Consider the following 20,007-nt stretch of genomic DNA (forward strand, 5'->3'; position numbering starts at 1 on the left):
GATCGCTCTTGCCCGATGACCCCTCCAGCGTTCATCCGATCCTACTTTCGTCGTGGGCCGACCGGGGAAAGCGCAGGTGAAGCCGCAGACAAAAGCCGCGGGACCGGCGATCATGTTCACTATTCACCATTCAAAAGTGAAACTGGGGAAGGATTACCATGCGTCGATTCAGGACCGTGGTCGTCGCCGCGCTCGCGGCGTCCGCGTTGATCACCGCTCCGGCGGTGGCCCAGGCGGGCAATGCCGTTGACGTGAACGCGATGGCGCCGCCCGCCAAGGTCGAAGGGGTCCGGGCGGCCGCGGAGCTCAACATCCAGTACCAGATCCAGGAGACCGGGTACTGGTGCGGCCCGGCCGCGACCCGGATCGCCATCTCGGCCAAGAACGGCAACCCGCCGAGCCAGCAGCAGCTCGCGAACGAACTGCCGACCACCACCAACGGCACCGACTGGATCGGGCAGGTCACCCGCGTCCTCAACAACCACGTCGCCGGTGGCTGGTACGAGACCAAGGAGATGCCGAACGACCCGCCGACCCAGGCGCAGCGCGACCTGCTGTGGCGCGACATCGTGCTGGACATCGACAAGGGCTACGCGATCGTCGCGAACATCGTCGCCCCGGCGGACAACCACCCGCCGGGCTACCCGAACTACACGATCTACCACTACTTCACGATCATCGGCTACAACAGCGACAACATGACGGTGAAGATCGCCGACCCGGCCAACTTCGGCGGCAACCAGATCTACTGGCTCACCTTCAACCAGCTCGCCACCCTGATCCCGCCGAAGGGCTACTCGGCCTGATCCCCGCCGCGTTTCGTCCTCTGAACGCGTTACTTGCACGCGCAAGGACCGCATTCAGAGGACGAAACGCGCGGGTTGTACGAATCTTGTACGGGAGGGCTCGAAGCTGACGGGCATGCGCATCAAGACGCTCGGTCTGCTGGCCGCCTCGCTGCTGGCCCTGGCCGCCACCCCGGCCATGGCCGCCGACGGCAACCCGCTCGAGAAGACCAACGGCTTCTACGTCGACCCGAACTCCAACCCCGCGGTCTGGGTCAAGGACCACCCGGGCAGCACCGCCGACAAGATCAAGGCCGCCATCTCCACCAAGGCCGGCGCGCGCTGGTTCGGCAACTGGAGCGGCGACATCAAGAAGGCCGTCGACGGCTACACCTACGCCGCCGACGTCGCGGACAAGCTGCCGATCCTGGTCGCGTACAACATCCCCGGCCGTGACTGCGGCGGCCACTCCGGCGGCGGCGCGGGCAGCCCGGAGGCGTACCGGACCTGGATCTCGAACTTCGCCGACGGCATCGGCGGCAAACCCGCGGTCGTCGTCATCGAGCCGGACGCGCTCGCGCAGGTCGACTGCCTGCCCACCGGTGAGCGCCAGACCCGCCTCGACCTCCTCAAGTACGCCGCCGAGCAGTTCGCCGCGAAGGCCCCGAACACCTGGGCGTACATGGACGGCGGCAACTCGACCTGGATCCCGGCCGCGACCATGGCCGACCGGCTCAACGCCGTCGGGGTGAAGTCGATCCGCGGTCTCGCGATCAACGTGTCGAACTACAAGACCACCACCGATTCGGCGAACTACGGCAAGGCGGTCAGCGCCGCGCTGTCGAGCAAGTACGGCTACACCAAGCCGTTCGTGATCGACACGAGCCGCAACGGCAACGGCCCGCTGGGCTCCGAGTGGTGCAACCCGGCCGGGCGCAAGCTCGGGGCGACCTCGCAGACCGGCGGCGGCGCCGAGATGCTCCTCTGGGTCAAGGTGCCCGGCGATTCCGATGGCAAATGCGGGATCGCGCCGAACGTCGAAGCCGGTCAGTTCAGCCCCGATCTCGCCCTGCGCCTGATCAGCGGCACCTGACCGCACCCCTGAAGCCCGTCGCGCCGGCTGCTCGTCTGTGACCTTCGTTCTCCCGAGAAGGCGAAGGCCACGACCCCTTGGACAGCAGCCGGCGCGACGCCTCCATTTCCACACTCCTGGTAGTACGGTGACCTGAGTCACAGTCTCTATCGAGGAGGGCGTCGCCGTGGAGTTCCAGCTGGGGATCGGTACCAGGAAGGGCTTGTTCCTCGCCCGCAGCGAGGACCGCGAGAACTGGGAACTCTCCGAGCCGAAGTTCCCGATGGAGGCGGTGCGCGCGGTCGCGCTGACCCCCGCCAAGGTCTACGCGGCCGCGGTCAACGAGCACTTCGGCCCGACGATCGCGACGTCCGGGGACTTCGGCGAGACCTGGGCCGAACCCGATCACGCCCCGGTGGCCTTCCCCGCCGACACGGAGACCGCGCTCGAAGGCATCTGGCAGATCGTGCTCGCCGGTGACGTCGTCTACGCCGGTGTCGAGCCGTCCGCGCTGTTCCGGTCCGAGGACGGCGGCGAGACCTTCGAACTCGTGCGCGGCCTGTGGGATCACGAGCACCGTCCACACTGGACTCCCGGTGGCGGCGGCCAGATGATCCACACGATCCTGCCGCATCCCACGGATCCCCGGCGGATCACCGTCGCCATGTCGACGGGCGGCGTCTACCGGACCGAGGACGGCGGCAAGAGCTGGACGGCGTCGAACCGCGGGATCAGCGCGGGATTCCTGCCCGACGAGGAGCCCGAATTCGGGCAGTGCGTGCACAAGGTCGCGATGCATCCGGCGCGGCCCGAACGGTTCTTCCTGCAGAACCACGGCGGTGTCTACCGCAGCGACGACGACGCGAAGACGTGGAAGTCCATCGCCGGCGGGCTGCCGAACGATTTCGGATTCGCCATGGTCGTCCATCCGAGCAAGCCGGACACCGTCTACAACTTCCCCTTGGTGGCCGACGTGCTCCGCTTCCCGCCGGAGGGCCGCTGCCGCGTCTACCGCAGCGAGGACGCGGGCGAGACCTGGACGGGGCTCGGAAACGGCTTGCCGGACAAGGGTTTCTACGCAGGCGTGCTCCGGGACGGCATGTGCGTCGACGCGCGGGACGGTATCTACTTCGGCACGCGATCCGGTGAGGTGTGGGCCAGTCCCGACGGAGGCGACAGCTGGCATCAGGTGGCCGCGCATCTGCCGGACGTGCTGTGCGTTCGGGCCCAGGTGGTCTAGATGGTCCGGGTCCTGCTGCCCGCGATGCTGCGGCCGCTCGCGGGCGGCGCGGGGACGCTCGAAGTCGACGCCCCGACGCTCGACGCCGTCCTGGACTCGCTCGGCGCCCGTTACCCCGCGCTGGAGCGCCGTCTGCGTGACGAGACGGGCGCGCTGCGGCGATACGTGAACTTCTATGTGGACGGTGAGGAATGCCGCCGTCTCGACGGCGCGAAGACCTCGCTCGCGGAGGCTGCGGAAGTGCAGATCATCCCGTCGGTCGCCGGGGGCTGAAGGGGACTTTCCCCGCATCCTGTGCGGGGAAAGCGCCCTTCACCTCTTGAGACGCGGGGAAAGCGTCCTTCAGCTCCTATTGGGAAAGCAGGTTCGCGCAGCGGATCAGCCCGATATGCGAGTACGCCTGCGGGTGGTTGCCCAGCGACCGCTCCGCGATCGGGTCGAACTGCTCGGGCAGCAGACCGGTCGGGCCCGCGGCGTCGACGATCTGCGTGAACAGTTCCTCGGCCTCGGTGCGCCGCCCGGTGAGCAGATACGCCTCGATGAGCCAGGCCGCGCAGATGTGGAAACCGCCCTCGCCGCCGGGAAGGCCGTCGTCGCGGCGGTACCGGTACACGGTGGACCCGCTGCGCAGCTCCGCCTCGATCGCGGTCACCGTGGACTGGAAGCGCGGGTCGGCCGGATCGATCAGCCCGGTCAGCCCGACGAACAGCGAAGCGGCGTCGAGGTCCGTTCCGTCGTAGGCGGTGGTGAAGGCCTGGACCTCTTCGTTCCAGCCCTTCTCCAGCACGTCCGCGGCGATCTCGTCACGCAGCGAAGGCCACGCGCCCGGCACCGCACGGCCGTAGACCTCGCCCAGTTTGACCGCCCGGTCGATGGTCACCCAGCACATCACCCGCGAGTACACCCGGTGGCGCGGCACGTGCCGCTCCTCCCAGATGCCGTGGTCCGGCTCGTTCCAGCGCCGCGTGACGGCCTCGGCCATCGCGCGCACCATCTGCCAGTCCTCGTCGCGCAGCTCGCCGCGCGCCTCCGCCAGCGTCTGCACGAGCTCGACGACCGGGCCGAACACGTCCAGCTGCACCTGGTGGTTCGCCAGGTTGCCGACGCGGACCGGCCGCGAACCGGCGTACCCGGGCAGCGATTCGATGACCGCTTCGGCGCCGATTACGCTGCCCGCCAAGGTGTACAGCGGGTGCAGCCGTTCCGGACCGGCCAAAGTGGACAGAACGCCGTGCAGCCACCGGAGGTAGCCTTCGGCCTCTTCGGTCGAGCCGAGGTGGACCAGCTCGCGCACGGTCATGGCCGCGTCACGGATCCAGCAGTAGCGGTAGTCCCAGTTGCGGACGCCGCCGATCTCCTCCGGCAGCGAGGAGGTCGCCGCCGCGAGCACGCCGCCGGTGTCGGTGTTCACCAGTCCGCGCAGGGTGAGCGCCGACCGGCCGACGAGGTCGGTCTGGACGCTGGGCAGCTTGAGCGTGCGCGCCCAGGTGCTCCAGTAGTCGCCCGCGCGCGCCCGGCGGTCCACTTCGGACAGTTCGTGTGCGCCGAGATCCGATGTGCCGCAACGGAGTTCGAGCACCACCGGGTTCTCCGGGGAGGGGGTGACGAGCGCCGTCGCGGTGTCGTTCATGCCGTCGGAGGTGATCTCCCACTCCACGCCGGGCGAGCGCAGCGCGAACGGTTCCGAGGTGCCCTGCACCAGGAGCCCGTCGCCCTCGGCGACCAGCTTCACCGGCACGCCGCCGAATTCGGGCCGCGGCGCGAACACGATCTCCGCCGCCGTCTCGCCCGAGATCACCCGGACGAGATCCGTGCGGTGCGCGGGGCTCTCCGGTTCGAGGTAGTCGGTGACGAGCAGCCGCGACCAGCGGGTCTCGACCGTCATCGTGTTCGGCAGGTAACGCTGCCCGAGCGGCAGGCCGTTGCGGTGCGGCTTGATCGAGAAGTGACCGGCGCCGGCGCCGCCGAGCAGGTCCGCGAAGATCGCGGGCGCGTCGGGGCCGGGGTGGCACAGCCAGGTCAGCCGGGCGTCTGGCGTGACCAGCGCGACCGAACGTTCGTTGGCCAGCAGGGAAAGCCGCTCGATCGGCGGCGCCTGCTCGCCGTAGAGCCAGTTGCGCCGCTCTTCGAGCAGGAAGGCGAGCGCCATCGCGACGTCGACGGTGTCCGGGACCCGGTACTGGGCGAGGCTTTCGCCGTCGCCGACCTTCACACCGAGGTCCGGGCCGGAGATCCGGGCGAACGCCTTCTCGTCGGTGACGTCGTCGCCGAGGAAGACCGCCGCCGTCGCGCCGACCTGGTGGCGCAGGGTGTCCAGCGCGCGGCCCTTGTCCGTCTGGACGACCGCGAGCTCGACGACCTCCTTGCCGTCGGTCGTGGACACGCCCTCCCATTTCGAAGGTCCATTGTGGACATCACGGAGAACCCGGCGGCCCGCCTCGTGTTCGGCGCGGCGGACGTGCACCGCGATGCTCGCGGGCTTGACCTCGAGCGAGACGCCCGGCACGTCGAGCACCAGGTTCTCCAGCTCGGCTTCGAGCCGTCTGTGGAGTTCGCGGGCCTTGTCGTCGAGCGCGTGGATGAAGCCGATGTCGAACTCGGACCCGTGGCTGCCGACCAGGTTCACCTCGGCCGGGAGACGGGACAGAGTGGCGAGATCGCGCAGCGCGCGGCCGGAGATGACCGCGGTGGTCGTCTCGTGCAGGCCGGCGAGCGACCTGAGGGCGCCTACCGATTCGGGCAGGGGACGGGCTTCGTCCGGGTTGGCCGTGATCGGAGCCAGCGTGCCGTCGTAGTCGCAGGCGACCAGCAGCCGCGGGGTGCGCGCGACCTGGACAATCGCGCGCCGCAGCTCGGCGGGCAGTGCCTCGGCGGTCAACGATTTCTCCTCGGGAAAGTATGCGGGGTAGGGGGATCAGTCGGCCGGTTCGGCACCGAGCGCTTGGAGGAACGAGCGCGCCCAGCGGTCGACGTCATGCGTGAGGACCTGTCGACGCATGGCGCGCATACGGCGGCGTCCCTCTGCGGGGTCGAGCGTAATGGCAGTCTCCAAGGCGTTCTTCACCCCGTCCAGATCATGCGGGTTGACCAGGAGCGCACTGGTCAGCTCGGCCGCGGCGCCGGCGAACTCCGAAAGCACGAGCGAACCGCCCAGGTCGTGGCGGCAGGCGACGTACTCCTTGCAGACGAGGTTCATCCCGTCACGCAGGGGAGTGACCACCATGACGTCGGCCGCGGAGAAGAAGGCGGCCAGCTCCGTCCGGTTCACGGACTGATGCAGATAATGCACGACCGGGTGACCCACGCGGGCGAACTCGCCGTTGATCCGCCCGACCATCTGCTCGATGTCGCCGCGCATCCGCTGGTAGTGCTCGACGCGCTCGCGGCTCGGTGTGGCCAGCTGGACGAACGTGACGTCCTCCGGACGGACGCGGCCCTCGTGCAGCAGCTCGTGCAGCGCCTGCAACCGCAGGTCGATGCCCTTGGTGTAGTCGAGCCGGTCGACGCCGAGCAGGACCTTCTTCGGATTGCCCAGGTCACGGCGCAGCTGGGCGGCGCGTTCGGCGACGCCCTTGGTCTTGGCGAGTTTGTCGAGGCCGATGGCGTCGATGGAGATCGGGAACGCGCCGACCCGCACCGTGCGGTCGCCGACCTGCATCAGGCCGGGGCGGGTGCGGATGCCGACCGCGCCGCGGCTGGATTCGAGACCGGCCAGCTGCCGCGCCAGCCAGAGGAAGTTCTGCGCGCCACCCGGCCGGTGGAAGCCGACGAGGTCGGCCCCGACCAGGCCGCGGACGATCTCGGTCCGCCACGGCATCTGCATGAACAACTCGACCGGGGGGAACGGGATGTGCAGGAAGAACCCGATCCGGAGATCGGGACGCAGCTCGCGGAGCATCGCCGGGACCAGTTGCAGCTGGTAGTCCTGGATCCACACGGTCGCGCCCTCGGCGGCGACCTTCGCGCTCGCTTCGGCGAAGCGCCGGTTCACCCGGACGTAGGACTCCCACCAGCTCCGGTCGAACACCGGCCGCGCCACCACGTCGTGGTACAGCGGCCAGAGCGTCGCGTTGGAGAAGCCCTCGTAGTAGTCGCGGACGTCGTCCGAGGTCAGGGAGACCGGGTGCAGTACCAGGCCGTCGTCGTCGAACTCCTCGACGTCGACGTCGGGCACACCCGGCCACCCGACCCAGGCTCCCTTGCGCGACCGCAGGAAGGGTTCGAGCGCCGACACCAGCCCGCCGGGGCTCGCCGTCCAGCGCCTGCTTCCGTCGGCGGTCCGTTCGAGGTCCACCGGGAGCCGGTTCGCCACCACCACGAAATCCGCGGAGGCCGTTCTGCTCGTCTCGGCAATCACTTCGTCCACCAGCCGCTCCCTCGAATCGCGGGTCGCTGCCCTAAGCGGAAACCCTATCGCGCGAGGAGGCCACGACCCGTCGCCGAGCGATCACTCCAAGCGTCGTTCGGCGGGTTCCAGCGGACCCGCCATCCGCGGCCCGGCGAATTTGCGTTCCAGCCTGCCGAGCCCCGTGCGCACCGGCTGCGCCAGGTATTCGCCGAGTACCACACCCGCTGCCAGGGCAAGCCCGATCGCGACCGCGGTCATCAGCGTCGAGATGTTCCCGCCGGACTCGACGCCCAATTGGTATAGACCACGATAGGTGGAGAGGCCGGGGAGGAGGGGCGTGATGCCGGACACAGCCACCACGAGCGGCGTCACCTTGAGGCGCCGGGCGAGCACGCCGCCGCAGAAACCGACCAGCGTGGCGGCGACCGCGGACGAACTGACGGCCTGGAAATCGGTCAGCATCAAGGCCCCGTAGACCGCGCCGCCGACGGCGCCCGCCGCCCCCGCGACGATCATCGCGCGCAGCGTCGAATACGAGGCGAGCGCGAAGCAGGCCGACGCGCCGACGCTGCCGAGGATGATGATCGGCAGGTCCTGCGGCGTCGACGAGACGACCTCGGGCAGCGGCGTCAGGGGGAGATCGAGCAGCAGCGCGATCTTCAGCGCCAGCACCACGCCCGCGATCAGCCCGGCACTCATCAGCGCCGTTTCCATCGTGCGCCCGGCCGCCGTGACGTAGTAGCCGGTGATGGCGTCCTGCACGGCGGAGACCGTGGAGAGCCCGGACAGCAGCACGGTGACGGCCGCCGCGACGACCAGCGTCGGTTTGTCCGTGGTGAGCAGGTCGCTGCTGACTATCGCCATCGCCGACAGGGTCGCGACCAGGCCGCCGATCACCTGCTGGAAGAAGAACGGCAGCGCGAAGCGGTTCAAGAACCGGCCGAGCCGGTCGATGACCGCGCTGATCACCAGCGCGACCAGCGCGACGTCGATGCTGCCGCCGAGGATCAGGGTGATGAACGCGGCCAGTCCGCCCCAGGCGGCCGTGGCCACCCAACGGGGGTACGGGTGCGGCGCGGTCGTGATCCGCTGCAGTTCCTGCTGGGCCTCTTCGGCGCCGATGTTGCCGCGGACGATCCGGCGGACCAGGGTCTCGGTCTGGGTGAGCCGCGTGTAGTCGAGGCTGCGCGAGCGGACGACGCGCAGCGCCGTCACCGGCGCCATGTCGGTGCCGCGGTGGCAGGTCACCGTGATCGATGTGAAGATCACGTCGACCTCGCAGTGCGGGAGGCCGAGCGCCGAGGTCAGCGCGATGATCGTCGCGGTGACGTCGGAGGCGCCGGCGCCGCTCGACATCTGGACCTCGCCGATGCGCAGGACGAGGTCCAGGACGAAGTTGACCGTCGTGTCGTCCGGCGGCTGCGGGCCCATCGCCTCTTCGACGTCGACGGCGGGCTGCTCGGCCGTCGGCGCTTCGAGGATCTGCCAGGCGCGGCGGCGCAGCAGATTCGGGCGGTGCGAGCGAGTCTGGGGGATCGATCGCTCTCCGTCACGCTGGCGCGGCGCTTCCAGCAGCCATTCGCCACGTTCGGGTGTTTCGTCCTGGTTCTTTCCGACACCGCGTTCGCCGCGCTGGGCTCCCTTGGTGTGCTCGTTGATCTTCATGATCGATCCACCTCCTCACTCCGGTTCGAGGGACATTCCCGAGGAGCATCGGGGCCGGTGCCTCGACCGTTGCAGGAAACCCGAAGTGGCGTCCGCCACGTCGGAGGAAGATCATCGCGACCCCGCCGGTTTACGGCACACTGCATGCCATGGCGTCCTCTGTGAGCAGGCGTTCCGTTCTTCGCGCGGCCGGTGTCACCGCCGCCGGAACCGCGGCGACATTCACCCTTTCGGGTGCATCTAGCGGGGCGGAGGCCCCGGTTTTCGCGCACGGGGTGGCCTCGGGTGACCCGATGCCCGATTCGGTTCTCCTCTGGACGCGGATCACCCCTTCGCCCGAGGCCGTTCCGGGATCCGGAAAAGGGGCGGCGGTGGACGTCCGGTGGGAGGTGGCGGAGGACGCCGGATTCGCCAGTGTCGTCGCTCGCGGTCACCTTCGGACCGGCCCGGAACGCGACCACACGGTGAAGGTGACGGCGGGCGGGCTGTGCGCGTCGACCGGGTATTGGTACCGGTTCACGGCTCAGGGGAAGGTCTCGCCGACCGGCCGGACCCGCACGGCGCCTTCGCGCGACGAGGACGTCGAGAGCCTGCGCTTCGGCGTGGTCTCGTGTGCGAACTGGGCTGTCGGTCACTTCGCCCCCTACGGCTATCTGGCCGGCCGTGACGACCTGGACGCCTTCATTCACCTGGGTGACTACCTCTACGAAGGAAATCCCAACCCTGCAAGTGATCTCCGGCCTTCGGTACCGCCCAACGAGTTGATCACCCTGGGGGACTACCGGCAACGTCACGCGATGTACAAGACCGACGAGCATCTCCGGCGGCTCCACGCCCGGCACCCGATGATCGCGACCTGGGACGACCACGAGGCCGCCGACAACGCCTGGTCCGGCGGATCGCCGTCACACGACCCGGCGACCGAGGGTGACTGGGCGGACCGGATGCGGGCCGCGCACCAGGCGTACTTCGAATGGATGCCGGTGCGGCATCGCGGCGACCGCTTGTACCGGCGGCTGAAGTTCGGGAGGCTGGCCGACCTGACCATGCTGGACCTGCGGACATACCGGACGCGGCAGCCCGGCGCGGCTTCGGCGGAGGGCACCATCCTCGGCGCCGATCAGCGTGAGTGGTTCCTGGACGGCCTCGCGCGCGGGACCGCGTCCTGGAACCTGATCGGGAACTCGGTGATGGTCACGCCCATCAAGATCCCCGCGCTGCCCACCCGCGAACGGCTCGCGCTCGACGACCTGCTCGACGGCCAACCGACCACGGTCAACACCGACCAGTGGGACGGCTACACCGCCGACCGGCGACGGGTCCTCGACGCCATCGCCGCACAGGGCCGGGGCAACACGGTGTTCCTGACCGGTGACGTCCACTCGTCGTGGGCGAACGACGTGCCGCGGGACGGAGCGAGCGTCGCGGTGGAGTTCGTCTGCCCGTCGGTCACCTCGGACAACATCGACGAGCAGCTCGGCGTCCCGCCGCGGACCGGCTCGCTGAAGGTCGAGGCCGCGATCCGCGCGCTGAACCCGCACGTGCGCTTCGTCGAACTCGACTCGCACGGTCCCGGCGTCCTCGAAGTGACCCCGGAGGCCGTCCGGATGAACTGGTACTACGTCGCCGACCGCCGCGACCCGGCGACCTCCGTGACGTTCGCGCACGCCTTCCGGGCGGTGGCCGGGGAGCCCCGGGTGCGCCCTGCGGAGCGCTGAACGGGCGCCGATATACTGGCCTTGCCCAGGCTGCCCTGGGCAAGGCCGCTATAGCTCAGCTGGTAGAGCATCTGTCTTGTAAACAGAAGGTCAGGGGTTCGAGCCCCCTTGGCGGCTCACTTCATCTTCCACCGAAAACACTCATCTACTTGGCGTTTTCTATCTTCAGCTGTTGCTAGCGGCCTAACGCGTGGGTGCCCGTCGGCGTTACCGAGACCTCCGGGGTGCCCGTGGGGTGCCCGGGCGTTTTCCGTCGCGGTACGACGGCCACCGTGGCTTCGGCGGCCGAGCGCGCCAGCTCAGGCAGAACGCTCGTGTAGGTGTCCCGCGTGACGACCCATGACGGGTGTTCCTGGACCACCTTCAGGTCGATGCCTGCCTGGAGCATGAGTGTGGCCGCGACGTGCCGGAGATCGTGCAGCCGGATCGGCGGAAGGCCCGCGGCTCGGCAATGCCGCTCGAACTCGTCGCCGATCCACGACGGCCGAAGGGCCGATCCATCCGGCTGCGTCCAGACCCGCCCGGAGTCCACCCATGCCGGGCCGACGCGCAGCCGTTCACGACGCTGCCGGGCGCGGTGCTCACGCAGGAGCCGCTTCCCCTCATCGTCGATCGGCACTCGCCGGGTCGACGCCTCCGACTTCGGATCGCCCTCCTCTACCTCGTACTCGACTTCGGTCAGCTGCGTGTTGATCTCGATCTCGGCCGCCTTGTCGTAGACCTCGGTCCATCCGAGGCCGGCGTCGGCATCATCACCGCCGACCAGAACACCGCCTTGCAGAGCCTGCTCGTCGCCGTCATCGCACTCGTCGGGGCGGCCACCAGCGCGGCCGCAGCGTTCGGCGTCCGCCGCCAGGCCGAACCGCTCGTGACCCCGGTCGCCGACCCGCGCGACGACGACGGCACCCGCCTCGTGCCCATTCCGGGCGCGTAGGACCCACCGAAAGAGGACGCTCGCATGAGCGAGACGAAGCTGACCCGTTCTGAGGTCGAAGCCCATCCGGCCGACCCGCACTTCAACCCTGGCCACCCCGACCACAAGGCGTGGGCCAGCGGCCCGAAACCACCGGACATGCCGCCGGGGCTGGCATCGTCGAGCAGTTCAAGGACGATGAAGTCGCGCTGGCGAACGCCCCGGCCGAAGCCGGGATCGTCGCGGCGCACACCGACGCCGAGGTCGACGCTGAAGACCGCTACGCCAGTTCGCGCCGACCGGCCTCGGTGAGCATGTAGTACGGCCGCCCGTCGGAGGTGGACGCGTCGAACTCGCGGTCGACCCAACCGAGGTCGCGCATCTGCGCGAGCATGTCCGCCAGCCGCCGATGACTGACGGACGCTGCACGCCGGAGATCCTGGGCGTAGAAGCGCCCTTCGGTGCCTCCCGCAAGGAACACGTCCGCCAACCGGCTCATCTCTCGGGCTGACCGCATGGGCCGATTCTAGTCGTCCTCGTCGCCTCCTGGCGGCCGTGGAAGCCAAGCGAAGCGCCATGACGTACCCGTGTCACCCGGGCGAGTTGGCCCGGCCGGTTGCACCGGTGGCCAACTCCCCGCGCTCCCGGGAACCGCGTTTCCGGCCTGGCCACCGACAAGGCAGCTTCGGCGGTCGCGTTGCCGTCGTCGTTTCTTGGGCACGGCTACCCCTCTTCGGAGGGTCCGGCGGCTTGGGGACGTTGGGCGGACCAGAGTTTTTGTCGGTCGGCCGTGTGGGTGTGTCCTTGCCCGGCCCCGGATTCGTGGGGCTGGTCCCCGCAGGGTTGCGTTCGCGCGCCATTACCGGCCTTTCCTGGTTGTGGCTGAAAGGCCGGGGGCGGGATGGGGTCCGCCCCCGGCACCCGCCGCGGGTGCATTCCCCAGACGCGGCGGGAGAGCCGGGAGCAGGTCGCCGCGTGCCGCTCCCGGCTGCCCGCCGTCCTCTGGCAACCAGGACGGCGGGGATCTGGAACCTGGTCGGCGCGCAGGGGAGGACCCTTGCGCCGACCAGGCGACCCGACGCCACGCGGGTGAGAGGGGTCCGCGGCGCCGGGTGGACTAGTGAAATGGCCGTCGCGAGCGGCCTAGATCCCCTCGTGGTGGTGTTCGCACTTCCAGGCGTCGCCGCCGTCCTTGTAGACGATCTGGCAATGCAGGCACCGGCGCTTCAGGACGAGACTCTCAGGCCACGTGGTGTAGATCGACGGATCGACCCGGCGGTGCTTGAGTGAAGCGAGCGGCGTGGCTTTCGTGACGACACCACGCGTCGCCTGGAGCTGTACCGCGGTCACGGTCCACGGCCCTTTGTCTCCAGGCGGACGATGTCGTCCTGCGCCTGCCTCAAGTTCGTGACGACCCTCGCCAATTTCGCACCCGGCAGAACCGCCGTAGGCCCATCGCCCAGCGCCATCGCGACCACGAGCCGCCCGCCGCCGTCTCTGGTCAGGCCGACCATCACGTCAACCGGTCGCCCGACTGTGTCGACCGTGCGCACCTGCCGCTCAAGACGCCATCCCCGAGTAGTCACATTCTTGACACTAAGAGCGACAATGCCTGGTGAGAGGAGCCCCGAGGGGTGGCCATTCTGAGGGGTGGCCAGAATCCGGGGCCGGGCGACGTGAGGGGTACCTGTGGAGCAGAACAGCATTGGCGAACTGCTCCGAACCCTGCGAGGCGGCACGGGTCGGTCGCAAACCGATCAGGCCGCCGTGCTGTCCGAACTGTCGGGACAGGCCATCACCCGAAACGAGATCTCCCGTTGGGAGAGTGAGAAGAGGCTGCCGACGCCGTTCTGGCAGCGATACATAGCTGGCAGTTTCGGAGTAGAAGAGAAGAGGGTCAGCCGTGCCGTTTCGGCTGCACGGGCGAAACGGCGAAAGGGGAGGGTGGGCGGAGTGCAGCGGCGGGAGTTCATCGGAGCAATGGCCGCGTTGGCAATTCCGCTTGCTCGTACCGACCAGCCCACTGCCCGCCGGATCGGCCGTTCCGATGTCGCCGAATTGCGCCGCCGAACGGCTCGGCTCCGGCGTCTCGACAACATCATGGGGGGCGCCGAAACCTTCCCGGTCTACCGGGCCGAAGCGGACTTCACTCAGCGTTTGATTCGCGAATCCAGGCACACCGAGGACATCGAGCGGGAACTGCTCGCGTTGCTCGCCGAACAGCAGCAGCAAGCCGGGTGGGCGGCATTCGACCACGGGCAGCACGCACTCGCGGAACAGCTCTACGAAGACAGTCGCCAGAACGCCGAGGATGCGCGGGCATTGGATCTCGCGGGGAATGCGCTCGCCTACGCGGCGTACCAGCAGACCACGAAGCAGCAGAGCGGAACCGCCCTCGCCGCGGACTCGTACGAAGTCGCCCGGCGGGTGGCAACACCGAAGGTCTCGGCGCTGCTGCTCGAGCGGAAAGCATGGGCACATGCAACCGCCGGGGAAGCGGCCGAGGCGGATCGCGCGCTCAACCTCGCGCGCGAGACGCTGAATGAGCCGTCCGACCGGCCAGAACCCGACTGGGTGTTCTGGGTCGACGACGCCGAAATCGACATCATGGCCGGTCGTTGTTGGACCGAACTCCGGCGGCCGCTGCGCGCGGTCCCGGTTCTCGAACGGGTCCTGGCGGGCTTCGACGACACACACGCACGGGACAAGTCCCTGTACTTGACGTGGCTAGCCACGTCCTACCTTCAGGCGCGCGAAGTCGAGCAGGCCGCGGCCACACTGGGCCACGCGGCGGACCTGGCGGCCGGTGTCACGTCGGTCCGCCCGGCACGCCGGATCGAAACGGTGGCGCGCCGTCTCGCCCGCCACCGTTCGACCCCGGCCGTCGCCGACCTCCTGACCCGTCTGAAGGCCTAGCTGCGGCGGGTGGACTCCTCGGCCCACGCCAGGTAGTCCGCAGAGCCGCGGACCAGCTCGACGGCCGTAACCTCCGGCTTGTCCCACGGGTGGTTCGCGATGATGTACGCCTCCAGCTCGGCGTACCTGGCGTCAGTCGTCTTGAACGTCACGTTGAACTCCTCGCCCCGTCCGCTTTCACCGAGGTGCCAGAAGAATGACGTGACCGGTCCACCGACCTGCGCGGTACCCGCGAGACGGGCCGCAACGGCCGCGCCCGCCAGCTTCTCGCCAGACTCGCGATCAGGGGTAGCTGTCGTCACGACAAGGTGAACAGTCATGCCGCCAGACTAGAGCGGTTGTCAGCGGCTAGCAGCGACGATCACGCACCCCAGCCACACCAGCCCGGAGATCACGGCGGTCGCGATCAGCCGCACGTCGGCCGCGGCCGCGACGATCTCCGCGTGGTCGTGCCCGACTGCCGCGTACAGGTCGCCGGCGCTGGTCGCCCGGAACTGCCATACGTGCGCGACTTCGTGCGCCACCGTCGCCGCCGGATAGCGGCACTGGATCCCGGTGGAGAACGTCAGCAGCTCGGGCTCGGAGTAGCCGTACACGTTCGCCGCGCCGATCTCGGCCTCCATCGCCGCTGGCGAGATGAGCCGCACTTGCACCTGGTGCTCGCGAGTTGCTCGAGCGACCACCGGATCACCGATGCTGGATCGCAACTCGTCGCGGCTGCTCGCGTGGCTGCTGGTTGGCTCGCGCATACGATGCCGAAGAGGAGAAGGAGCCCGGCAAGTCGGCTGGTGAATCGGCGTAAGAACTGATCCCGCATTGAAGTTCGCTCCTCCGCTTGGCGGAGATGAGGATCTTCAGTGGGTGCCCGGACGTTAGAGAACATGCGGGCACCCCACGGTTCTAAGCGGCACGAAAATGGCCTCTGACCTGGAATCGCAGGTATCAAGCAGTATCGCCCGGTGCCTGCCAAACCTGACCTGGTACGTCTTGTAAACAGAAGGTCAGGGTTCGAGCCCCCTTGGCGGCTCAAGATCGAATATCTCCGGGCCAGGCGAAGGTGGCGTGTCGCGAAAGCCACTTTCGAGACGTGTGATGTCCCGAAAGTGGCTTTCGCGACACGAACGCGGATGGGGCCGCGAGAGGCCACCGGGCACATTCGCTAGCCCCGTTGTCACTCAAGACCCCGGTGCTGCTCGCAGGGGGTCCACCGCCCTCAGGGGTTGATCCGGCTGTACGCCGGCTTCGGCCGCAGGTTCGCGTCGAACAGGCAGGCCGCGCCTTCGCCGGGGAACGTGTCCGGCACCCACGAGTGGCGGTCGGTGAAGCCCCACGTCGTGAACTCCACACACCGGGCGACGGCGTGGCAGCCGTCCCAGAGTTGCTTGAAGTAGGTCGCCTGCGTGTTCAGTTTGGTCGAGTCGGCGGGCATCGGGATGCGAACGTCGGCCTCGGTGATGGCGACGTCGACGCCGAGTGCGGCGAAGCGGGCGAGGTTCGCCTGGTAGCCGCCGGGGAAGCCGTACCGCGTCGCGAGGTGTGCCTGGAAGCCGACGCCGTCGATCGGCACGCCTTGCTGCTTCAGCGTCCGCACGAGGTTGTACAGGGCGTCGCTCTTCGCGTTGAGTCCTTCGGTGTTGTAGTCGTTGATGTACAGCTTGGCCGAGGGATCCGCCGCCCGTGCCCAGCGGAACGCGTCGGCGACATAGCCGTCGCCCAGTTTCTGCTGGAACACCGACGCGCGGCGGGTCCCGTCGTCGTTGAACATCTCGTTCACGACGTCCCAGGCCCGGATCTTTCCTCTGTACCGCCCCATTTCGGTGTTGATGTGCTGTTGCGTCACCGAGCGCAGTTCCCCGGCGGAAAGGTTGTTGACCCAGCCGGGCAGCTGGCTGTGCCAGACGAGCGTGTGCCCGCGGACGGATTTGCCGTTCCGCTGCGCGTAGTCGACGATCGCGTCCGCGCCGGACCAGTTGTACTGGCCGCGGTTCGCCTCGACGACGCCCCATTTCATCTCGTTCTCCGGGGTGACGCTGTCGAATTCCCGGGTGAGCACCGAACGGTAGTCGGCTTCGTTGGCCAAGTGGTTCGCCGCGACGGCGCTGCCGACGTAGCGATTCGTGATGTCCTTCAGCGGGCCGGCGGCCGAAGCCGTTGGTGCGTTCCAAAACGCGACACCCGCCATGGCGGTCAAGAGAGCGACTGTTCGTTTCAGGGAAATGGTGTTCATCGTGGATCTCCTTTCGGAAATTGAACGGTGAAATCAGCCCTTCACGGAACCGGTCAGCCCGCCGACGATCCGCCGTTCGGCGAGCACGAAGAAGGCGAGCGCGGGGATCATCGACAGCGCGGTGAACGCGAGCACGCGTGCGGTGTCCTGGGAGTACTGGGATTGGAACGTCGCCACGCCGAGCGGCAGGGTGAAGTTCGCGGAGTCGTTGAACACCAGCAGCGGCAGCAGGTAGAAGTTCCAGCTGGTCACGAACGCGAGCACGGCGACGGTGGTGAGCGCGGGCGCGGAGAGCGGCAGCAGGATCCGCCAGAAGAACCCGAGCCTGCTCGCGCCGTCGAGTACGGCGGCGTCCTCGATCTCGCCGGGGATCGCCCGCATGAACGGCCGGAGGATCACGATCGTCACCGGCAGCGAGAAGGCCGCTTCGGGGATCGCCACGCCCCAGAAGGTCTCCAGCATCCCCAGCTGACGCAACCACAGGTACAGCGGCAGGGTCGCCACGCCGAGCGGGAACAACAGGCCGAGCGTGAACAGCGTGTAGAACCCCTCGCGACCCTTGAAGGTGTAGCGGGACAGGGCATACGCGGCCATCGATCCCAGTGCCACGGTCAGCGCCGTGGCGATCACCGCGATCAGCGCGCTGTTCCCCAGGAACGTCCAGAACGCCGGTGAACCGAGGATCGCCGCGTAGTTGTCCCAGACCCACGGGCCCGGCAGGCCGGTGGGCGAGGCGTTGATCTGCGCGGTGGTGCGGAACCCGCCCAGCACCACGAACAGCAGCGGCACCACGGTGATCCCGAGGACGGCGATCGCGGCGACGTAACCGACCGGCGTCCCGGCGCGGCGCATCAGTCCACCATCCTGGTCAACGCGCCATCGGTGTCCCGGCGCAACGCGAACCTCTGGTACAGCAGCGCGAACACGAAACAGATCACGAACAGGATCACCGCGACCGCGCTCCCGAAACCGAATTCGTAGCGTTTGAATCCGTGGTCGACCAGATAGGTCGCCATGGTCGCCGACGCGTTGGCGGGCCCGCCGAGGGTCATGATCCACACCAGGTCGAACAGCTGCAGCGAGCCGATCACCGACAGGAACACCCAGATCCGGATGGTCGGTCCCAGCAGCGGCAGCACGACGTGCCGGGTGGTCTGCCAGGCCGACGCGCCGTCGAGCGCGGCCGCTTCCCGCAGTTCGGCAGGCACGCCTTGGAGCCCGGCGAGCAGCAGGATGATGCCGAAGCCGATGTACTTCCAGGTGATCACCGCGAACAGGGTGTAGAGCACGATCCCGGGGTCGGCGAGCCAGTGCTGGACCAGCCCGCCGAGGCCGATGCCGCGCAACATCTGGTCCACGAAACCGTTCGGCTGCAACATGAGCAGCCAGATCACCGCGGTGATCGCCTCCGACAGCACGTAGGGCGCGAACACGAGCGCGCGGAGGACGGCGCGCCCGCGCAGCTTGCGGTTGAGCAGCAGCGCCAGCCCGATGGACAGCGGGAGCTGCACCACGAGGGACAGCCCCGCGATGATCAGGTTGTGCCCGATGGCGCCCTGGAACACCGAGCCGGACAGGGCGTCGGCGTAGTTGCCGAGGCCGACGAAATCGTCGAGCGGGCCGAAACCGTTCCACTCGTAAAGGCTGTAGAACGCCGCGATCCCGATCGGGACCAGCACGAATCCGGCGAACAGCACCAGTGCCGGCCCGAGCAGGAAGGTCAGTTCCAGCTTCTTGCGCACTCCCGGCGTCCGCGTCCGGACGGCGGGTGCGGACGGCCGCGCCGCCGCCCGCACCCGCGTGGCCGTCGCCGTCACTTGTCGCCCGCCGCGGCCTTGTTCACCGCGTCGACGATGCCTTCCGGGGTGCCCTGTCCGGCGAAGAAGTTCGCGACGGCGTCGTTGAGCGCGGCGCCCACCGCGGTCGGGAACGCCTTGTCGAAGTACATCTGCACGTACGGCGCCTTCTGCCCGTAGTCGAAGACGGACTTCAGCGACTCGGTCTTGAGGGATGCGGCCGCCGACGCGGTCATCGGCAGTCCGGCGCCCTTCGCCGCGAGCTGGTTCTGCACCGGTTCGCTGCCGAGATACCGCAGGAAGTCCGCGCACGCCTTCACCGCGCGGGTGGTGCAGGAGAAGCCGTCGCCGCCGCCGAGCACCGCAGCGGGATCGCCTTGGCCACCGGGGACCGCCGGGAACGGGAACCAGCCGACCTTCGAGTCGAGGTCCTTGTCTTCGGTGAGCGAGGACATCGTGCCGGGCTCCCAGTCGCCCTGCAGTTCCATCGCCGCCTTGCCGTTGGCCACCAGCCCGGCCGAACTGCCCGCGCCCTGCTGGGCGGGGGTGCCGGTGAAGCCGGGCTGGAACGGCTGGGTGGCCAGGAACGCCTGGAGGTCACGCCCGGCCTTGGTCCAGCAAGGATCATCGAGTTTCACCGCTTTGACCGACTGTTTCAGCGTGTCCGCCGAGCAGGCCCGGAGCGCGAAGTAGTTCCAGTAGAACGCGTCCGGCCACCGATCCTTGCCGCCGACCGCGATCGGCGTGATGCCCGCCTGCTTGAGCTTGGCGACGGCGGCGTTCAATTCGTCCAAAGTGGACGGAGGAGCGGTGATGCCCGCCTGCGCGAAAAGATCCTTGCGGTACCAGAAACCGACGAAGTGCTGCTCCCAGGGGATCCCGTACTGCTTGCCGTCGACCTGCCAGCTCTCGGCGAGTTTGCCCACCGTGGAGAGCCAGTCCTTGGCCGCGTCGGTCAGATCCGCGACCTTGCCCGAGGTGGCCTGCGACGCCAGCTCGCCACCGCCCCAGGACTGGTAGACGTCCGGCGGTTCGTTCGACTGCAGGGCGAGCGGGACCTTGGTGGTGAACTCCTCGTTCTGCAGCGGCTGCCCCTTGATCGTCACCTCGGGATGCGCCTTCTGGTAGTCCGCGACGACCTGGGCCCAGATCGACTTGATCGGGTCGGTCGTGCCGTTGTGCCACCAGGTGAGGGTGACCGGTCCGCTGGGCTCGGCCGCGGTCTCGGTACCCCCGGAGCAGCCGGCGAGCGCGAGCGGGATGGCCGCCGCCAGCGCGGCGGCGGCGGGGATTCGGCGGTTCGAAAGCATGGTGAGTCCACTCCTGA

The 20,007-nt window shown here is 68.6% G+C and carries 19 protein-coding genes and 1 tRNA gene; 8 read left to right on the plus strand and 12 right to left on the minus strand.

The features are described 5' to 3' along the window. Nucleotides 1–158: 158 nt before the first annotated feature. The 4 genes from MJQ72_RS12340 to MJQ72_RS12355 all read left to right on the plus strand — a co-directional run bounded on the left by MJQ72_RS12340 (nucleotide 159) and on the right by MJQ72_RS12355 (nucleotide 3,370). Complete coding sequence (locus MJQ72_RS12340; RefSeq protein ID WP_240599322.1) at nucleotides 159–806, plus strand: C39 family peptidase; 648 nt, start codon at nucleotides 159–161, stop codon at nucleotides 804–806. 115 nt (nucleotides 807–921) lie between these two features. Next, nucleotides 922–1,878, plus strand: a complete 957-nt coding sequence (locus MJQ72_RS12345; RefSeq protein ID WP_240599323.1) for a glycoside hydrolase family 6 protein — start codon at nucleotides 922–924, stop codon at nucleotides 1,876–1,878. Nucleotides 1,879–2,044: 166 nt separating this feature from the next. Next, complete coding sequence (locus MJQ72_RS12350; RefSeq protein ID WP_240599324.1) at nucleotides 2,045–3,097, plus strand: exo-alpha-sialidase; 1,053 nt, start codon at nucleotides 2,045–2,047, stop codon at nucleotides 3,095–3,097. Continuing rightward, complete coding sequence (locus MJQ72_RS12355) at nucleotides 3,098–3,370, plus strand: MoaD/ThiS family protein (protein WP_240599325.1); 273 nt, start codon at nucleotides 3,098–3,100, stop codon at nucleotides 3,368–3,370. 76 nt (nucleotides 3,371–3,446) lie between these two features. Here the strand turns inward: MJQ72_RS12355 and otsB are convergent, their stop codons facing one another. The 3 genes from otsB to MJQ72_RS12370 all read right to left on the minus strand — a co-directional run bounded on the left by otsB (nucleotide 3,447) and on the right by MJQ72_RS12370 (nucleotide 9,110). Continuing rightward, nucleotides 3,447–5,975, minus strand: a complete 2,529-nt coding sequence (gene otsB, locus MJQ72_RS12360; RefSeq protein ID WP_240599326.1) for a trehalose-phosphatase — start codon at nucleotides 5,973–5,975, stop codon at nucleotides 3,447–3,449. A gap of 36 nt (nucleotides 5,976–6,011) precedes the next feature. Further along, on the minus strand, nucleotides 6,012–7,463 hold the full coding sequence (locus MJQ72_RS12365) for a trehalose-6-phosphate synthase (RefSeq protein WP_016337688.1): 1,452 nt from the start codon (nucleotides 7,461–7,463) through the stop codon (nucleotides 6,012–6,014). A gap of 81 nt (nucleotides 7,464–7,544) precedes the next feature. Next, nucleotides 7,545–9,110, minus strand: coding sequence for a threonine/serine exporter ThrE family protein (locus MJQ72_RS12370; RefSeq protein WP_240599327.1), 1,566 nt, complete (start codon nucleotides 9,108–9,110; stop codon nucleotides 7,545–7,547). 149 nt (nucleotides 9,111–9,259) lie between these two features. Here MJQ72_RS12370 and MJQ72_RS12375 point away from each other — a divergent pair, with 149 nt between their 5' ends. Both MJQ72_RS12375 and MJQ72_RS12380 read left to right on the plus strand, forming a co-directional pair. After that, nucleotides 9,260–10,828 (plus strand): alkaline phosphatase D family protein, encoded by a 1,569-nt coding sequence (locus MJQ72_RS12375; RefSeq protein WP_396426939.1) that lies wholly within the window; start codon nucleotides 9,260–9,262, stop codon nucleotides 10,826–10,828. A gap of 44 nt (nucleotides 10,829–10,872) precedes the next feature. Continuing rightward, nucleotides 10,873–10,945: transfer RNA gene (locus tag MJQ72_RS12380), tRNA-Thr, on the plus strand. A 58-nt stretch (nucleotides 10,946–11,003) separates the two neighbouring features. Here the strand turns inward: MJQ72_RS12380 and MJQ72_RS12385 are convergent. Then, nucleotides 11,004–11,858, minus strand: a complete 855-nt coding sequence (locus MJQ72_RS12385; RefSeq protein WP_240599329.1) for a site-specific integrase — start codon at nucleotides 11,856–11,858, stop codon at nucleotides 11,004–11,006. Nucleotides 11,859–11,872: 14 nt separating this feature from the next. On the opposite strand from MJQ72_RS12385, the gene MJQ72_RS12390 reads away from it, so the two are divergent. Next, entirely contained in the window at nucleotides 11,873–12,061 is a 189-nt protein-coding gene (locus tag MJQ72_RS12390) for a hypothetical protein (protein ID WP_240599330.1), read from the plus strand. Here MJQ72_RS12390 and MJQ72_RS12395 read toward each other — a convergent pair. Both MJQ72_RS12395 and MJQ72_RS12400 read right to left on the minus strand, forming a co-directional pair. After that, on the minus strand, nucleotides 12,022–12,258 hold the full coding sequence (locus tag MJQ72_RS12395) for a helix-turn-helix transcriptional regulator (protein ID WP_240599331.1): 237 nt from the start codon (nucleotides 12,256–12,258) through the stop codon (nucleotides 12,022–12,024). The genes MJQ72_RS12390 and MJQ72_RS12395 overlap by 40 nt on opposite strands. A gap of 626 nt (nucleotides 12,259–12,884) precedes the next feature. Continuing rightward, on the minus strand, nucleotides 12,885–13,091 hold the full coding sequence (locus tag MJQ72_RS12400) for a hypothetical protein (RefSeq protein WP_037341706.1): 207 nt from the start codon (nucleotides 13,089–13,091) through the stop codon (nucleotides 12,885–12,887). 339 nt (nucleotides 13,092–13,430) lie between these two features. Here MJQ72_RS12400 and MJQ72_RS12405 point away from each other — a divergent pair, with 339 nt between their 5' ends. Next, on the plus strand, nucleotides 13,431–14,657 hold the full coding sequence (locus MJQ72_RS12405; protein WP_240599332.1) for a helix-turn-helix transcriptional regulator: 1,227 nt from the start codon (nucleotides 13,431–13,433) through the stop codon (nucleotides 14,655–14,657). On the opposite strand, the gene cutA is transcribed toward MJQ72_RS12405, so the two are convergent. The 6 genes from cutA to MJQ72_RS12435 form a co-directional block, all read right to left on the minus strand. Then, nucleotides 14,654–14,977, minus strand: a complete 324-nt coding sequence (cutA, locus tag MJQ72_RS12410) for a divalent-cation tolerance protein CutA (protein ID WP_240599333.1) — start codon at nucleotides 14,975–14,977, stop codon at nucleotides 14,654–14,656. The genes MJQ72_RS12405 and cutA overlap by 4 nt on opposite strands. Before the next feature lie 21 nt (nucleotides 14,978–14,998). Beyond that, nucleotides 14,999–15,406 (minus strand): hypothetical protein, encoded by a 408-nt coding sequence (locus MJQ72_RS12415; RefSeq protein WP_240599334.1) that lies wholly within the window; start codon nucleotides 15,404–15,406, stop codon nucleotides 14,999–15,001. Between the two features lie 464 nt (nucleotides 15,407–15,870). Beyond that, nucleotides 15,871–16,884: an endo-1,4-beta-xylanase gene (locus MJQ72_RS12420; protein WP_240599335.1), complete on the minus strand. Its 1,014-nt coding sequence runs from the start codon at nucleotides 16,882–16,884 to the stop codon at nucleotides 15,871–15,873. Nucleotides 16,885–16,917: 33 nt separating this feature from the next. Beyond that, nucleotides 16,918–17,736, minus strand: a complete 819-nt coding sequence (locus MJQ72_RS12425; protein WP_240599336.1) for a carbohydrate ABC transporter permease — start codon at nucleotides 17,734–17,736, stop codon at nucleotides 16,918–16,920. Further along, nucleotides 17,736–18,701 carry a carbohydrate ABC transporter permease gene (locus tag MJQ72_RS12430; protein WP_240599337.1) on the minus strand — a complete coding sequence of 322 codons (966 nt, stop codon included), beginning with the start codon at nucleotides 18,699–18,701 and terminating at the stop codon, nucleotides 17,736–17,738. The genes MJQ72_RS12425 and MJQ72_RS12430 overlap by 1 nt, the downstream gene beginning before the upstream one ends. After that, nucleotides 18,698–19,990: an ABC transporter substrate-binding protein gene (locus tag MJQ72_RS12435; RefSeq protein ID WP_240599338.1), complete on the minus strand. Its 1,293-nt coding sequence runs from the start codon at nucleotides 19,988–19,990 to the stop codon at nucleotides 18,698–18,700. The genes MJQ72_RS12430 and MJQ72_RS12435 overlap by 4 nt, the downstream gene beginning before the upstream one ends. Between the last annotated feature and the right edge of the window lie 17 nt (nucleotides 19,991–20,007).

This window comes from Amycolatopsis sp. EV170708-02-1 (assembly GCF_022479115.1).
GTDB lineage: Bacteria > Actinomycetota > Actinomycetes > Mycobacteriales > Pseudonocardiaceae > Amycolatopsis.

What these genes read in the sequence shown, in the direction of transcription:
- MJQ72_RS12395 (WP_240599331.1), bottom strand. Translation starts at nt 12,258, where the DNA reads ATGCGGTCAGCCCGAGAGATGAGCCGGTTGGCGGACGTGTTCCTTGCG.
- MJQ72_RS12340 (WP_240599322.1), top strand. Translation starts at nt 159, where the DNA reads ATGCGTCGATTCAGGACCGTGGTCGTCGCCGCGCTCGCGGCGTCCGCG.
- MJQ72_RS12420 (WP_240599335.1), bottom strand. Translation starts at nt 16,884, where the DNA reads ATGAACACCATTTCCCTGAAACGAACAGTCGCTCTCTTGACCGCCATG.
- MJQ72_RS12415 (WP_240599334.1), bottom strand. Translation starts at nt 15,406, where the DNA reads ATGCGCGAGCCAACCAGCAGCCACGCGAGCAGCCGCGACGAGTTGCGA.
- MJQ72_RS12375 (WP_396426939.1), top strand. Translation starts at nt 9,260, where the DNA reads ATGGCGTCCTCTGTGAGCAGGCGTTCCGTTCTTCGCGCGGCCGGTGTC.
- MJQ72_RS12370 (WP_240599327.1), bottom strand. Translation starts at nt 9,110, where the DNA reads ATGAAGATCAACGAGCACACCAAGGGAGCCCAGCGCGGCGAACGCGGT.
- MJQ72_RS12435 (WP_240599338.1), bottom strand. Translation starts at nt 19,990, where the DNA reads ATGCTTTCGAACCGCCGAATCCCCGCCGCCGCCGCGCTGGCGGCGGCC.
- cutA (WP_240599333.1), bottom strand. Translation starts at nt 14,977, where the DNA reads ATGACTGTTCACCTTGTCGTGACGACAGCTACCCCTGATCGCGAGTCT.
- MJQ72_RS12425 (WP_240599336.1), bottom strand. Translation starts at nt 17,736, where the DNA reads ATGCGCCGCGCCGGGACGCCGGTCGGTTACGTCGCCGCGATCGCCGTC.
- MJQ72_RS12355 (WP_240599325.1), top strand. Translation starts at nt 3,098, where the DNA reads ATGGTCCGGGTCCTGCTGCCCGCGATGCTGCGGCCGCTCGCGGGCGGC.
- MJQ72_RS12345 (WP_240599323.1), top strand. Translation starts at nt 922, where the DNA reads ATGCGCATCAAGACGCTCGGTCTGCTGGCCGCCTCGCTGCTGGCCCTG.